The sequence below is a fragment of the Variovorax sp. WS11 genome (genome assembly GCF_010499245.1).
Classification (GTDB): Bacteria; Pseudomonadota; Gammaproteobacteria; order Burkholderiales; family Burkholderiaceae_C; genus Variovorax.
The window spans coordinates 337,028-350,968 of record NZ_JAAGOW010000002.1 but is presented as its reverse complement, the minus strand read 5'-3'; the positions used below and the strand labels follow the sequence as shown (position 1 = coordinate 350,968).

Sequence of the window (13,941 nt, the reverse complement as noted above, 5' to 3'; positions counted from 1 at the left end):
AACCTCACGGTGTGAATGCGACAATTCTCCCATGATCGTGGAGCACAACGTACCGCTTCAGCAGCACAACAGCTTCGGCATCGTCGCGCGCGCCCAGCACCTGGTGCGCATCGCGAGCGAGGCGGACGTCGCCGCGCTGCTGGCCGACGAGGCCTGGGGCGGCGCGCCCAAGTTCGTGCTCGGCGGCGGCAGCAACATCGTGCTGACCGGAGACGTCAAGCCGCTGGTGCTGAAGGTGGAGATCAAGGGGCGCCGGCTGGTCGAGGAAACGCCGCGCGCCTGGGTGATCGAAGCGGGCGCCGGCGAGGTCTGGCACGACACGGTGCGCTGGATGCTCGACCAGGGCTATCCCGGCCTCGAGAACATGGCGTTGATCCCGGGCACCGTGGGCGGCGCGCCGGTGCAGAACATCGGCGCCTACGGGGTCGAGCTGCAGGATCGCTTCGATTCGCTCGACGCCATCGACCTCGTCACCGGCCGTGCCTTCACCCTCGACGCGGGCCAATGCGCCTTCGGCTACCGCGACTCGGTCTTCAAGCATGCGGCCGGCGGCGTCAACGGCTTCGGCCTGGCGGGCCGGGCGCTGATCACGCGGGTGCGCTTCCGGCTGCCGCGGCCCTGGAAGCCGGTGCTGGGCTACCTGGACCTGGAGCGCAAGATGGCCGAGACCGGCAATTCCACGCCCAGCCCGACCGAGATCTTCGACTGGATCTGCGCCATCCGCAGCGCCAAGCTGCCGGATTGGCGGGTGCTCGGCAATGCCGGCAGCTTCTTCAAGAACCCCACCGTCACGCCGGAGCAATGCGCCGACATCATTGCGCGCGACCCGAAGATCGTGCACTACCCGATGGCGGACGGCAGCATCAAGCTGGCCGCCGGCTGGCTGATCGACGCCTGCGGCTGGAAGGGCAAGACCGTCGGCAATGCTGGCGTCTACGAGAAGCAGGCGCTGGTGTTGGTCAACCGCGGCGGCCCGGCGCACCCGGCGACCGGGGGCGAGGTCATGACCCTGGCCAAGGCCATCCAGACCAGCGTGTACGAGCGATTCGGCATCCGGCTGGAGCCGGAGCCCGTGGTCGTGTGACGGAGCTGCTGCAGCTCAATTTCCGGCGCCGCATCCAGGCGTTGCTGTGGGGCCGCCGGCTGCTGTGGGGGGCGGGCATTGTGGCCGTGCTTTACTGGCGCACAGGCTGGGCGCTGTTTTCCGCCATCGCGATCGGCGTGGTGCTGGGCGGTGCACTCAAGGCCTGGGAGATGAGCTCGCGCCGCCAGTTTGTGCGCGAGGCCACCTTTCCGCGCTTCCTCGGCGCCAAGCTGCGCGCCGCCTATCCGCAGCTCCAGGAGCGCGACACCGATCTGGTCCTGCGTGGCCTGCGCCAGTTCTTCATGGCGCACCTGCGCAGCGACCGCAAGTTCGTCGCCATGCCGTCCAAGCTGGTCGACGCCGCCTGGCACGAGTTCATCCTGCACACCCAGGGCTACCAGCGCTGGTGCGCGGCAGCCTTCGGCGGCCTGCTGCACCACACGCCGGCGGAGGTGCTGGGGCGGGACGCGCGCCGCAACGACGGGCTGCGCCGGACCTGGTACTGGACCTGCAAGGAGGAGAGCATCGATCCGCGCGCGCCGACCCGGCTGCCGCTGCTGTTCGCGCTGGACGCGAAGTTCGGGGTCGAGGGTGGATTCCGCTATGTGCCCGACTGCAAGGACATCGACCGGCAGGCCGGTTCAGACACCCATTGCGGCAGCAGCTTCGGCGATTCGAGCGATGGCAGCTCGGGCGACTCGGGTAGCTTCGGCGGCAGCAACGAGTCCGGTGGTGGGGACGGCGGCGGCGATGGCGGATCGGGCTGCGGGGGCGGTTGCGGGGGAGGCGGCGACTGAGACGGTCGCGGAGCACATCATCCGTACGCAGAGGACGCAGCGCCTTCTGCGTACGGCTGACCAGTTTCAGTCCGTGTCGTTCTTCAGCTGCGGCAGCGAGGCACCCTGACCCGCGGAGAGCAGGCCCACCTGCGTGTAGATGCCCAGCTTCTCGCGCGTATCGACGATGTCGAGGTTGCGCATCGTGAGCTGGCCGATGCGGTCGGCCGGCGAGAAGCTCGATTCGCCCTTTTCCATGGTCAAGCGCTCGGGCTTGTAGGTGAGGTTGGGCGACTCGGTGTTGAGGATCGAGTAGTCGTTGCCGCGGCGCAGCTCTATGGTGACCTCGCCCGTGACCGCGCGCGCCACCCAGCGCTGGGCCGTCTCGCGCAGCATGATGGCCTGCGGGTCGAACCAGCGGCCCTGGTAGAGCAGGCGGCCCAGGCGGCGGCCGTGGTCGCGGTACTGCTCGATGGTGTCTTCGTTGTGGATGCCGGTGACCAGTCGCTCGTAGGCGATGAAGAGCAGCGCCAGGCCCGGGGCCTCGTAGATGCCGCGGCTCTTGGCCTCGATGATGCGGTTCTCGATCTGGTCGCTCATGCCCAGGCCGTGGCGGCCGCCCACGCGGTTGGCTTCCAGCAGCAGTTCGACCAGGCTGGGGAATTCCACCCCGTTGATCGCCACAGGGCGGCCTTCGACGAAGCGCACGGTGACTTCTTCGCGCTTGACTTCGACCTCGTCCTTCCAGAAGGCGACGCCCATGATCGGCTGCACGATCTTCATGCCGCTGTTCAGGTGCTCCAGGTCCTTGGCCTCGTGCGTGGCGCCGAGCATGTTGGAGTCGGTGGAGTAGGCCTTCTCGGCCAACATCTTGTAGGCGAAGCCGGCCTTCTGCATGAAGGCCGACATTTCGGCGCGGCCGCCCAACTCGTCGATAAAGGTCTGGTCCAGCCAGGGCTTGTAGATCTTGAGCGCCGGGTTGGTGAGCAGGCCGTAGCGGTAGAAGCGCTCGATGTCGTTGCCCTTGTAGGTGCTGCCGTCGCCCCAGATGTTGACGTCGTCCTCTTTCATGGCCGCGACCAGCATGGTGCCGGTGACGGCCCGGCCCAGCGGCGTTGTGTTGAAGTAGGTCAGGCCGGCGGTGGTCACGTGGAAGGCGCCGGCCTGCAGGGCGGCGAGGCCTTCGGATGCGAGCTGCGTGCGGCAGTCGACCAGCCGGGCCTTCTCGGCGCCGTAGAGCATGGCCTTGCGCGGGATCTCGTCGTAGTCGGGCTCGTCGGGCTGGCCCAGGTTGGCGGTGTAGGCGTAGGGGATGGCGCCCTTGTTGCGCATCCAGTGCAGCGCGGCGCTGGTGTCCAGTCCGCCGGAGAAGGCGATGCCGACCTTCTGGCCGGCGGGAATGTTTTGAAGGATGGTGGCCATGTTGTTCGAATCCCGGTTCAGCCGAAGTGGCAGATGTAGCTGTACGGCTCGCCGCTCACGCGGATCTGGAAGCTGGAATTGCCGGGCACGCTGAATTTCTCGCCCGCGCCCGAGGCGACCCATTCGCTGCTGCCGGAGAGCAGGTATTCGCAGCGCCCGCCGGTGCCTTCCATGATCTCGGGCGCGCCGGTGCTGAAGGTGAGGGTGGAGGGCAGGATCACGCCCACCGACTTCTTGCTGCCATCGGCCAGCGTGAGGCTATGGCTCACGCACTTGCCGTCGAAGTAGACGTTGGCCTTGGTCGATACCGTGGCGCTCTGGAGGGATTCGGTAGTGCTCATCTCGAAAAGGGCCTGGCGCCGGCGTTCGGCCGCCGGCCGCGCGCCCTCGCAAAGGCGCACCCGTGCAATGGTTGGAAAGCCGGAGATTTTAGGCCGGGCCCGCAGGCCCGCCCGCAGCGCTCAGCGCCAGTGGCCGCGCCAGCCGCGCGAATAGCCGAAATTGAGCGACAGCCCGACCGGCGGATAGACGTAAGGGGCAGGGTAGTACGCGGGTGCCGGTGCCACATAGACCGGTGCCGGGTAATAGACGGGCGCCGGCTGCGCGTAGACCGCCGCCGGGGCATACGCCGGGGCGCCGCCGCCGGAGACCACCACGCCCTGTTCGGGCGCCACGTTGTTCCATTCGGGGCGGGGGCCGCCATCCACCGGGCCGCCGGCGATCTCGGGCTGCGGTGCGACGGGTGAAGTGGTGGCGACGCCGTAGTCGCCAAGCTCGATCGGGATGCTGGCGCCGGGGCGGGTGTCGGTGACGGTGGTGTAGTGGCGGCCCGCGTACTCGTAGGTGACGTTGTATCGGGTGTTGCCGGTGGTCTCGTGCGAGGGCGTGACCGAGACCACGCGGGCCCAGACCTGTTCCGCCTGGGCCATGGAGGCGGTGCCGGCGAGGGCGGCCAGCAGGGAAAGGGCGGCAATGCTGCGAATGGTTTTTTGATGGGTGCGCATGTCAAGACTCCTGAGGGTGGGGCGCGAGGGCCCTGAACCTGTTCGACGCGATCCGGTACCCCGGGTTCAACCGTTTACACAGTGTGGCTTTTCCACTCGGCGGCATCGAACCCCGTGGTAACGCCGGTCCGCGCGCCCCAGTTGACCACCGGGCGCTTGATCAGGCTGGGGTTGGCGAGCAGGGCGGCGCGGGCCGAGGCGGCGTCGACCACCGAGGCGCGCGTCGCTTCGTCCAGGTTGCGCCAGGTGGTGCCGCGGCGGTTGACCAAGGCCTCCCAGCCGGGCGCGCGCAGCCACTGGTCGAGCTCGGCCTCGGGCACGCCCTCCTTCTTGAAGTCGTGGAAACGGTAGGCGATGCCGTGTTCGTCGAGCCAGGCGCGGGCGCGCTTGACGGTGTCGCAATTCGTGATGCCGTAGAGCGTGGTCATCCCGCGATGATGCCCGCGCCGCGAGTGGGCGACAATTCCGGGCTCCATGAAAAGCCTCGCCGACTGGCTCGCGCACGCCGAGCACCTGCATCCCAAGAACATCGAGCTGGGCCTCGAGCGCGTGCGCGCGATGGCCCAGAAGCTCGACCTTGCTTTCGACTGCCCCGTGATCACGGTGGCCGGCACCAACGGCAAGGGCTCGACCTGCGCCATGCTCGAGTCCATCCTCATGCATGCGGGCTACCGCACGGCGGTGTTCACCTCGCCGCACCTGGTGCATTTCGAGGAACGCCTGCGGCTCTTGGGCGAGGCCGTGAAGGCCGAGGCGCTGGCGGCGCACTTCGAGGCGGTCGAGCAGGCACGCGGCGACATGGCCCTGACCTACTTCGAATTCACCACGCTCGCTCTCTTGCTGTGCACGGTTGCCAGCAAGCCCGACGTTGCGATCCTCGAGGTCGGCCTGGGCGGGCGGCTGGACGCGGTCAACGTGGTCGATGCCGACTGCGCCATCATCACCAGCATCGACCTCGACCACATGGAGTTCCTGGGGCCCGATCGCGAAAGCATCGGCTTCGAGAAGGCCGGCGTCATGCGCGCAGGCCGCCCCGTGATCGTGAGCGACCCGGTGCCGCCGCAGAGCGTGATCGCGCACGCGGAGGCCATCGGCGCCGATCTCTGGCGCGTGGGCCGCGACTTCAACGTCTCGGGCGACAAGCAGCAGTGGGGCTGGAGCGGCCGCGGGCGGCGCTACAGCGGGCTGGCCTACCCGGCGCTGCGCGGTGCCAACCAACTGGTCAACGCGGCCGGCGTGCTGGCGGCGCTGGAGGCCCTGCGGCCGCGGCTGCCGGTCACGGCGCAGGCGGTGCGCATCGGGCTGGCCTCGGTCGAGCTGCCCGGGCGTTTCCAGATCGTGCCCGGCGAGCCGGCCCTGGTGCTGGACGTGGCGCACAACCCGCACGCCGTGGCAGCCCTGGCCGAGAACCTCGACGCCATGGGCTTCTACCCGACCACCCACGGCGTGTTCGGCGTGATGGCGGACAAGGACCTGGCGCCGATGTTCGCGCGCATCGGCCCGATGATCGACCGCTGGTACTTCACCGACCTGCCGACCCCGCGCGCCGCCAAGGCCGCCGATCTGCAGGCGCGCTGGCAGGCGCAGAACACCCGCGCCGATGCCTCGGCGAGCGCGCATGCCGGCCCCATGGAAGCCCTGCAAGCGGCCATCGATCGCGCGGACCCCGCTGATAGAATCGTCGTCTTCGGATCGTTCTTCACAGTGGGTGGTGTGCTCGAGCACGGAACACCTCGTCTGCGGGCCCGGCACCTGTCGCCGGACTCCTGATTGGCCTGATTTCCGGCGCCTTTTTTCTACCTCACGCTGCACTCCATCAGGGAATCGAATTTCATGGCGTTCTTCAAGTTCCGCACCCGCGGTCCGCAGGCCAGCGAAGGGCGAAACACCGGCGTCGCGGCGGCGCCGGCCGAGAGCATCGAGGCGATGCGCCGCCGCGCCCGGCACCGGCTGGTGGGCGCCGCGGTGCTGGTGCTGGTCGGCGTGATCGGCTTTCCGTTGCTGTTCGACACCCAGCCGCGCCCGGTTTCGGTCGACATCCCGATCGAGATCCCCGACCGCAACAAGACCAAGCCGCTGCCCCTGCCTGCAGCGCCCGCGCCCGCCACGTCGACGGCGGCACCCCCGTCGAGCCCGCCGGTGGCCGCCAAGCCCTCGGGCAGCGAGATGATCACCGAGATGGCGGACGGCTCCGAAATCCAGCCGTCCAAGCCGGTGCCGTCCGCGCCGCCGGCCGAGACCAAGCCGCCGCGCGTGGCGGAGGCCAAGCCCGAGCCGAAGCCTGAACACAAGCCCGAACCGAAGCCGGAACCCAAGCCCAAGCCGGAGCCCAAGGCCGAAGCCAAGGCGGACGCGAAGCCCGACACCAAGGCCGCCGCCAAGGCTGCCGACGACGCCGCCCGGGCCCGCGCCCTGCTCGACGGCAAGACCACCGCCGCCGCGGCCGCCAAGCCCACCGCCGCGGCGGACGAGAACGGCCGCTTCGTGGTCCAGGTCGGCGCCTTCGCCGACGCCGACAAGGCGCGCGAGGTCCGGCAAAAGCTGGAGAAGGCCGGTCTCAAGACCTATGCCCATGTCGCGAAGACGGCCGACGGCGAGCGCACGCGTGTGCGCGTCGGCCCCTTCAGCACGCGCGCCGAGGCGGACAAGGCAGCGGGCCGGGTCAAGGGCTTGTCTTTGTCGGCCGCCGTCCTCAGCTTGTAGTCGGACGTGACTGCGCTCGACTGGATCGCCATCGTGCTGCTCGTGGTGTCGATGCTCTTCGGTCTGGTGCGCGGGTTGGTGTTCGAGGTGATCCTGCTGGCCGGCTGGGTGGCTGCCTTCTTCTGCGCGCAGTGGTTCGCCGGTGATGTGGGGGCCTGGCTGCCCTTCGGCGATCCGGCGGCCAGCTGGCGCTATGCGGCAGGCTTCGTGCTGGTGTTCGTGGCGGTGGCTTTCGGCGTGGGGTTGCTGGCCTCGCTCACGCGCAAGCTCATCGCTGCGGTGGGCCTGCGGCCGGTGGATCGGTTGCTGGGCGCAGTCTTCGGCCTGGCGCGCGGCGCGGTCGCACTGTTGGCCGCGGCGGTCATGGTTCATTTGCTCGCGCTGAGCGACGCGGCCTGGTGGCAGGAATCGCGCAGCGCCACTGTTCTGGATGCGGCATTGCAGGGCCTGAAACCCGCGCTGCCTGAAAAATTGGCAAGCTACCTGCCCTGAGCCTAAAAGGATCGCTTCATGTGTGGAATCGTCGGCGTTGTCAGCAACGCACCCGTCAATCAGCTGCTCTATGACGCGCTCCTGCTGCTGCAGCACCGCGGCCAGGACGCCGCCGGCATCGTCACGTTGCTGGAGCGCAAGTTCTTCATGCACAAGGCCAAGGGCATGGTGCGCGACGTGTTCCGCACGCGCAATATGCGGGCCCTGCCGGGCAGCGTGGGCCTGGGGCAGGTGCGCTACCCGACCGCCGGCAATGCCTTCAGCGAGGAAGAGGCGCAGCCCTTCTACGTGAACGCGCCCTTCGGCATCGTGCTGGTGCACAACGGCAACCTTACCAATGCGCACGCGCTGCGCGCCGAGCTGTTCTCCACCGACCACCGCCACACCAACACCGACAGCGACTCCGAGGTGCTGCTCAACGTGCTCGCGCACGAGCTCGACCGCTCGACGCGCGACGGCATGCTCAACTCCGAGACGCTCTTCGCCGCCGTGCGCAACGTGCATCGCCGGCTGCGCGGCTCCTATGCCGTGGTGGCGCTGATCGCCGGCCATGGCCTGCTGGCCTTCCGCGACCCCTACGGCATCCGGCCGCTGGCCATCGGGCGCGGCGCCGACGGTACCTACATGGTGGCCAGCGAGACGGTGGCGCTCGAGGGCTCCGGCCACGTGTTCGAGCGCTACGTGGCGCCGGGCGAGGCGGTGTTCATCGACCTCCAAGGTCAACTGCATGCGCAGCAATGCGCCGAGTCGCCCAGCCTCAACCCCTGCATGTTCGAGTTCGTGTACCTGGCGCGGCCCGACTCGGTGCTGGACGGCATCTCGGTCTACCAGGCGCGGCTCAACCTCGGCGAGACGCTGGCCCAGCGCGTGATCTCCACCCTGCCGCCGAACGAGATCGACGTGATCATCCCGATCCCCGAGTCGAGCCGCCCGAGCGCGACGCAACTCGCCCATCTGCTGGGCATTCCCTACCGCGAAGGCTTCGTGAAGAACCGCTACGTCGGCCGCACCTTCATCATGCCGGGGCAGGGCGTGCGCAAGAAGTCGGTGCGCCAGAAGCTCAACGTGATCGGCAGCGAATTCAAGGGCCGCAACGTGCTGCTGGTCGACGACTCCATCGTGCGCGGCACCACCAGCCGCGAGATCGTGCAGATGGCCCGCGAGGCCGGCGCGCGCAAGGTTTACCTCGCCAGCGCGGCGCCGCCGGTGCGCTACCCCAACGTCTACGGCATCGACATGCCGACCAAGGACGAGCTGGTGGCACATGACCGAACCGTCGAGGAAGTGCGCGAGCTGATCGGCTGCGATGCGCTGATCTACCAGGACGTCGAGGGGATGAAGCGCGCCGTGCTCAAGGCCGCGCCAAGCAACGGGCCGAAGCTCGACGGCTTCGATGCCTCCTGCTTCGATGGCGTGTACGTGACCGGCGACATCGACACCGAGGCCATCAAGCGCATGAACGGCAACCGCCCGCGCATCGAGGAAACCGAAGAGGATTCCTCGCGCCTCGCACTGCCCAACCTGAGCGAGACCTGAGAACGTGACCGACCGATCCCTGCCTCCCGGCCTGCACCGCGACACGCTCGCCGTGCGCGCCGCGCTCGAGCGAAGCCAGTACGGCGAGAACTCGGAGGCGCTGTTCCTCACCAGCAGCTTCGTCCAGCCTGATGCCGAGACCTCGGCGCGCCGCTTCGCCGGCACCGAGGAAGGCTTCACCTACACCCGCACCTCCAACCCCACGGTCGCCAGCTTCGAGCAGCGCCTCGCGGCGCTCGAAGGCACCGAGGCCGCCATCGGCGCCGCCAGCGGCATGGGCGCGATCCTCATGATGTGCATGGGGCTGCTCAAGGCCGGCGACCACGTGGTGTGCTCGCGTTCGGTGTTCGGCTCCACGCTCAACCTCATCGGCCGCGAGTTCGGCAAGTTCGGCGTGGAGACCACCTTCGTCTCGCAGACCGAGGTGGCGCAATGGAAGGCGGCGATCAAGCCCAACACCCGGCTGCTCTTTGCCGAGACGCCCACCAATCCGTTGACCGACGTCTGCGACATCCGCGCGCTGGCCGACCTGGCCCACGGCGCGGGCGCGCTGCTGGCGGTCGACAACTGTTTCTGCTCGCCGGCGCTGCAGCGGCCCACCGAGTTCGGCGCCGACCTGGTCATCCATTCCGGCACCAAGTACCTCGAGGGCCAGGGCCGCGTGCTGGCCGGCGCCATCTGCGGCTCCCAGAAGCTCATCGACGTGTTCGCCACCGTGGTGCGCACCGCAGGCATGGCGCTGTCGCCCTTCAATGCCTGGATCGTGCTCAAGGGCCTCGAGACTCTGGGCATCCGCATGCAGGCCCATTGCGCCGGCGGCCTGGCTCTCGCGCAGTGGCTGGAGACGCAGCCCAGGGTGAAGCGCGTGTACTACCCCGGCCTGGCCTCGCATCCGCAGCACGAACTCGCGATGCGTCAGCAGGCAGGGCAGGGCGGGGCGGTGGTCTCCTTCGACGTTTATGGCGACACGCCCGAGGCGGCGCGCGCCAACGCCTTCCATGTGATCGACAGCACCCGCGTGCTCTCGATCACCGCCAACCTCGGCGACACCAAGACCACCATCACCCACCCGGCCACCACCTCGCACGGCCGCCTGAGCGAAGAGCAGCGCCACGCCGCCGGCATCGGCCAGGGCCTGATCCGCGTGGCGGTCGGGCTCGATCACATCGACGACATCCGGACCGACCTCTCGCGCGGCCTGGACACGCTACCCACCTGACCCCATGACCGTTCGCACCCGCATCGCGCCGTCTCCCACGGGCTTTCTCCATCTCGGCACCGCGCGCACCGCGCTCTACTCGTGGGCCTATGCGCGCCACTACGGCGGCCAGTTCGTGCTGCGCATCGAGGACACCGACGTCGCCCGCTCGACCCAGGAATCGGTCGAGCAGATCCTCGCCTCGATGCACTGGCTGGGGCTCGACTACGACGAGGGCCCGATCTACCAGATGCAGCGCCTCGACCGCTACAAGCAGGTCGTCGAACAGATGCTCGCGGCCGGCACGGCCTACCGCTGCTACTGCACGCCGGCCGAGCTCGATGCGATGAAGGAGGCGCAGCGCGCCCGCGGCGAGAAGGCGCTCTACGACGGCCGCTGGCGCCCCGCGCCGGGCAAGGTGCTGCCGCCCATTCCGGAAGGCGTGCCGCCGGTGATCCGCTTCTGCAACCCGCCCGAGGGCGACGTGAGCTGGGACGACCTCGTCAAGGGCCCGATCACCATCAACAACCGCGAGATCGACGACCTCATCATCGTGCGCGCCGATGGCGTGCCGACCTACAACTTCGCGGTGGTGGTCGACGACTGGGACATGGGCATCACGCACGTGTTCCGCGGCGACGAGCACATCAACAACACGCCGTGGCAGATCAACATCTTCCGCGCGCTCGGCGCGCCGCTGCCGCACTTCGGCCATGTGCCCGTGATCCTCGGCGAGGACGGGCAGAAGCTGTCGAAGCGCCGCGGCGCCGTCAGCGTGACGGCCTACGAGGACGGCGGCTACCTGCCCGAGGCGATGCTCAACTACCTCGCGCGCCTCGGCTGGAGCCACGGGGATGACGAGCTGTTCACCAGCGAGCAGATGGTGGGCTGGTTCGACGGCACGCATCTCTCGAAGAGTCCGGCGCAATGGGACGCGGCCAAGCTCGCATGGGTGAACGCGCAGTACATCAAGGCCAAGCCCGATACCGAACTCGCACCGCTGGTTGCTGCGCAATTGAGCAAGCGCGGCATCGCCGCCGACGAGCGGCTCCCGGCCATCTGCGCGCTGTTCAAGGATCGCTGCGACACGACGGTGGCGCTGGCCGATTGGGCCGCGGCGTTCTATGCGGACGTGCAGCCCAGCGAGGCCGATCGCGCGCAGCATGTGACGGACGTGGTGCGTCCCGCGATCGCCGCGCTGGCCGACAAGTTCGCAACTGTCGCATGGGACAAGGCGTCCATCACCGCCGCGATCAAGGAAGTGCTGGCCGCGCAGAGCCTCAAGATGCCCGCGCTGGCCATGCCGGTGCGCGTGCTCGTGATGGGCACGGCGCAGACGCCGTCGCTCGATGCCGTGCTCGCGCTTTTCTCTCGTGAAGAAATTTTGAAACGTCTACAGGGGTCGTGAATTTCCACGCTATAATTTGAGGCTCGACACCCACAGGGGGTATAGCTCAGCTGGGAGAGCGCTTGCATGGCATGCAAGAGGTCAGCGGTTCGATCCCGCTTACCTCCACCATTCGGGAGTCGAGAAAACCAAGCGTTGATCGCAACGCGGTTCTTAGGTTTATGACCCTATCGTCTAGAGGCCTAGGACACCACCCTTTCACGGTGGCTACCGGGGTTCGAATCCCCGTAGGGTCGCCAGTTTTCACGTAAGTGAAGAAGGCACAAGTCGGCAGCACTTGGCTCCATCCAGAGCGAACGCAGCCTACCAGGAGTGGTAGTTCAGTTGGTTAGAATACCGGCCTGTCACGCCGGGGGTCGCGGGTTCGAGTCCCGTCCACTCCGCCAAAACTTAAACGGCCACAAGCACTTAGCTTGTGGCCGTTTTTCTTTGTCGGCCCTGGGCTCAACTCAGCGTTGGGGCGCGACGATGATCACTCGCTCCTGGCCAACGCCGAGTTCTGAAGATTGGCAACGGTTTGCAGGTAGTCCTTCTTCGCGCCCTGGAGATGGTCGACGCAAAGCTGCGCGAGCGCCCAGCTGTCGGTTCCTTTCATCAGCTGGATGATGATGAAGTGGTCGCGCTCGGACGCAAGCGCATGTTCGTAGTCGGCCGTCTTCTTCGCCCGCACCGGCAGGCTCAGCCACATGTAGTGCTTGATCGATTCCACCAGGTACGGATTGCCGCAGGCGGCGAACATCGTGAGGTGAAATGCGTCGTTGGCTTCGTGCACCCCGCGGAAGTGGCGCGCGCGCAGGTGGCGCCCGTACACCTCGTGCAGGCGCTCGAGTTCCACGATCAAGGGCGCCGGTGCGGGCAAGGGGATTCGCAAAGCGGCCTGGCGCTGGAGCAGCTCTCGCACTTCATAGATCTGGCTCACCTCGCGTGAGCTCAGCGAACGCACGCTCACACCCTTGTTCTTCTCCCGCACCACGATGCCGGTGCGCTCCAGTGCCACGAAGGCCTGACGGACAAAATGGCGCGTCACGTTGAATCGCGCGATCAGAGTGTCTTCGGTCAGGCGCGCACCCGGCGCCAGCCGGCCGAAGATGATGTCCTCGCCCAGCAGCTTGGCCATGTCGGCCGGTTCGGTCAGTTCCGCAGGTGCGGCTTCCCGCTCGTCCAGCAATGCCTGGTTTGTCATCAACGATCCTCCACTCGAGTGCCTCCAGACGCGTAGATGGCCTCGACAAGTCCCAATGTGCGCAGGTTGTCGGTCGGCGCCGTCTCGAAGTCGCTGCCGTCCTGCAGGCCATCGATGAAATGCGCAATCGTCGACGCATAGGACTGCAGATAACCGGCCGCCATGTCGAATCGTAGCTCGCACGGCTGCTCGCCGGCGCAGCGAAGAACATCTCCGGCCAGTTCGATGGTGCCGCGAGTGCCGATCAGGGTGAGTCGATCGGGCGGCGCGGGCGCGCGACCATGCACCGCGAGATTGGCCATCAAGGCGACAGGCGCCCCGGTGGCAGTTTCGAAGCAGGCGAAGGCGCGGTCTTCTCCAAGCACGGCCGCACTGCCATGGCCGATTCGCGCATGCATCAACCGCAGGTCACCCAGCAGAAAGCGCAGCGCATCGATGTGGTGGATGAGGATCTCAATCACAAGCGCCCGATCGAGCCCGGCGAGGAAAGGCTGGCGCACGAGCGCCGGCAACTGGCCTTCGGCGTCGGCGATGAGGCCGGAGGTCAGGAAGTTCATCTGCGCCTGCACGACCTCGCCGATGCGGCCCTCACCGAGCCACTGCGAAAGGGCGCGGTAGTGCGGACGGAAGCGCCAGTTCTCGTGGACCATCAGCCTGCACTTTGATGCGACCTCGTCGGCCAGCGCCTGCGCTTCGTTGAAGGTAGGCGCGAGCGGCTTCTGGCAGAGGACGGCAAGGCCCCGGTCCGCCGCCAAGCGCACGAGCTGCGCATGAAATTGACGGGGTGCGGCGATGTCGAGTGCATCGAGCTCGATGTCGTCGAGCATCCGCTCGGCACTGTCGAACACGCTCTTGATTCCGTACTCGCTCGCTCGAAGCTCTGCCTGCCCACGATCTGGATCCGCAATGGCAACCACGCTGGCGCGATCTCGACATTGATGCCACCCGGCGAGGTGATGCTGGGTGACCCACCCCGCGCCCGCAAACCGACGCGCAATGGCGAGCGCTGACCGAATGGCCGCGGCTCCATGGTGTGGCCTCGGCGATTTGGGCGGGGCATCGGGCGGGGGCGGGCTTGATTCATCAATATCTCCAACGGGTGTGTGGCGGGGCGTGCGGTGCGGACGGAATGCGA

Annotated in this window: 14 protein-coding genes and 3 tRNA genes; 11 read left to right on the top strand and 6 right to left on the bottom strand. The window is 67.7% G+C overall.

The features are described from left to right. Nucleotides 1-31 precede the first annotated feature (31 nt). Together murB and GXN78_RS22200 are read left to right on the top strand one after the other, a co-directional pair. A complete protein-coding gene (gene murB / locus GXN78_RS22205) occupies nt 32-1,084 on the top strand; it encodes a UDP-N-acetylmuramate dehydrogenase (RefSeq protein WP_106555763.1) in 1,053 nt (350 codons plus the stop codon). Then, nucleotides 1,081-1,881 carry a hypothetical protein gene (locus GXN78_RS22200; protein ID WP_164255653.1) on the top strand — a complete coding sequence of 267 codons (801 nt, stop codon included), beginning with the start codon at nt 1,081-1,083 and terminating at the stop codon, nt 1,879-1,881. Before murB ends, GXN78_RS22200 begins: the two co-directional genes overlap by 4 nt. 66 nt (nt 1,882-1,947) lie before the next feature. Here the strand turns inward: GXN78_RS22200 and argG are convergent, their stop codons facing one another. The 4 genes from argG to GXN78_RS22180 form a co-directional block, all read right to left on the bottom strand. After that, nucleotides 1,948-3,282 (bottom strand): argininosuccinate synthase, encoded by a 1,335-nt coding sequence (gene argG / locus GXN78_RS22195; protein ID WP_106555761.1) that lies wholly within the window; start codon nt 3,280-3,282, stop codon nt 1,948-1,950. 17 nt (nt 3,283-3,299) lie between these two features. Then, nucleotides 3,300-3,623, bottom strand: a complete 324-nt coding sequence (locus GXN78_RS22190; protein WP_106555783.1) for a pyrimidine/purine nucleoside phosphorylase — start codon at nt 3,621-3,623, stop codon at nt 3,300-3,302. A 120-nt stretch (nt 3,624-3,743) separates the two neighbouring features. Continuing rightward, entirely contained in the window at nt 3,744-4,286 is a 543-nt protein-coding gene (locus GXN78_RS22185; protein WP_106555760.1) for a hypothetical protein, read from the bottom strand. 74 nt (nt 4,287-4,360) lie between these two features. Further along, nucleotides 4,361-4,714, bottom strand: a complete 354-nt coding sequence (locus GXN78_RS22180; RefSeq protein ID WP_106555759.1) for an ArsC family reductase — start codon at nt 4,712-4,714, stop codon at nt 4,361-4,363. Between the two features lie 34 nt (nt 4,715-4,748). On the opposite strand from GXN78_RS22180, the gene folC reads away from it, so the two are divergent. The 9 genes from folC to GXN78_RS22135 all read left to right on the top strand — a co-directional run bounded on the left by folC (nt 4,749) and on the right by GXN78_RS22135 (nt 12,009). Next, nucleotides 4,749-6,056 carry a bifunctional tetrahydrofolate synthase/dihydrofolate synthase gene (folC, locus tag GXN78_RS22175; protein WP_106555758.1) on the top strand — a complete coding sequence of 436 codons (1,308 nt, stop codon included), beginning with the start codon at nt 4,749-4,751 and terminating at the stop codon, nt 6,054-6,056. Nucleotides 6,057-6,119: 63 nt separating this feature from the next. Beyond that, nucleotides 6,120-6,989 (top strand): SPOR domain-containing protein, encoded by an 870-nt coding sequence (locus GXN78_RS22170; RefSeq protein WP_106555757.1) that lies wholly within the window; start codon nt 6,120-6,122, stop codon nt 6,987-6,989. A 6-nt stretch (nt 6,990-6,995) separates the two neighbouring features. Further along, on the top strand, nt 6,996-7,481 hold the full coding sequence (locus tag GXN78_RS22165; RefSeq protein ID WP_106555756.1) for a CvpA family protein: 486 nt from the start codon (nt 6,996-6,998) through the stop codon (nt 7,479-7,481). Between the two features lie 18 nt (nt 7,482-7,499). Beyond that, nucleotides 7,500-9,017: an amidophosphoribosyltransferase gene (purF, locus tag GXN78_RS22160; RefSeq protein ID WP_106555755.1), complete on the top strand. Its 1,518-nt coding sequence runs from the start codon at nt 7,500-7,502 to the stop codon at nt 9,015-9,017. 4 nt (nt 9,018-9,021) lie between these two features. Then, nucleotides 9,022-10,236 (top strand): O-succinylhomoserine sulfhydrylase, encoded by a 1,215-nt coding sequence (locus GXN78_RS22155; protein WP_106555754.1) that lies wholly within the window; start codon nt 9,022-9,024, stop codon nt 10,234-10,236. A gap of 4 nt (nt 10,237-10,240) precedes the next feature. Next, nucleotides 10,241-11,623, top strand: a complete 1,383-nt coding sequence (gene gltX / locus GXN78_RS22150) for a glutamate--tRNA ligase (RefSeq protein WP_106555753.1) — start codon at nt 10,241-10,243, stop codon at nt 11,621-11,623. Between the two features lie 35 nt (nt 11,624-11,658). Further along, a tRNA-Ala gene (locus GXN78_RS22145) sits at nt 11,659-11,734 on the top strand. Between the two features lie 52 nt (nt 11,735-11,786). Then, nucleotides 11,787-11,862: transfer RNA gene (locus GXN78_RS22140), tRNA-Glu, on the top strand. Between the two features lie 70 nt (nt 11,863-11,932). Then, nucleotides 11,933-12,009: transfer RNA gene (locus GXN78_RS22135), tRNA-Asp, on the top strand. Between the two features lie 86 nt (nt 12,010-12,095). Here the strand turns inward: GXN78_RS22135 and GXN78_RS22130 are convergent. Both GXN78_RS22130 and GXN78_RS22125 read right to left on the bottom strand, forming a co-directional pair. After that, entirely contained in the window at nt 12,096-12,806 is a 711-nt protein-coding gene (locus GXN78_RS22130) for a GntR family transcriptional regulator (RefSeq protein ID WP_106555752.1), read from the bottom strand. After that, nucleotides 12,806-13,804, bottom strand: a complete 999-nt coding sequence (locus GXN78_RS22125) for a Gfo/Idh/MocA family oxidoreductase (protein WP_164255755.1) — start codon at nt 13,802-13,804, stop codon at nt 12,806-12,808. Before GXN78_RS22125 ends, GXN78_RS22130 begins: the two co-directional genes overlap by 1 nt. Nucleotides 13,805-13,941 lie beyond the last annotated feature (137 nt).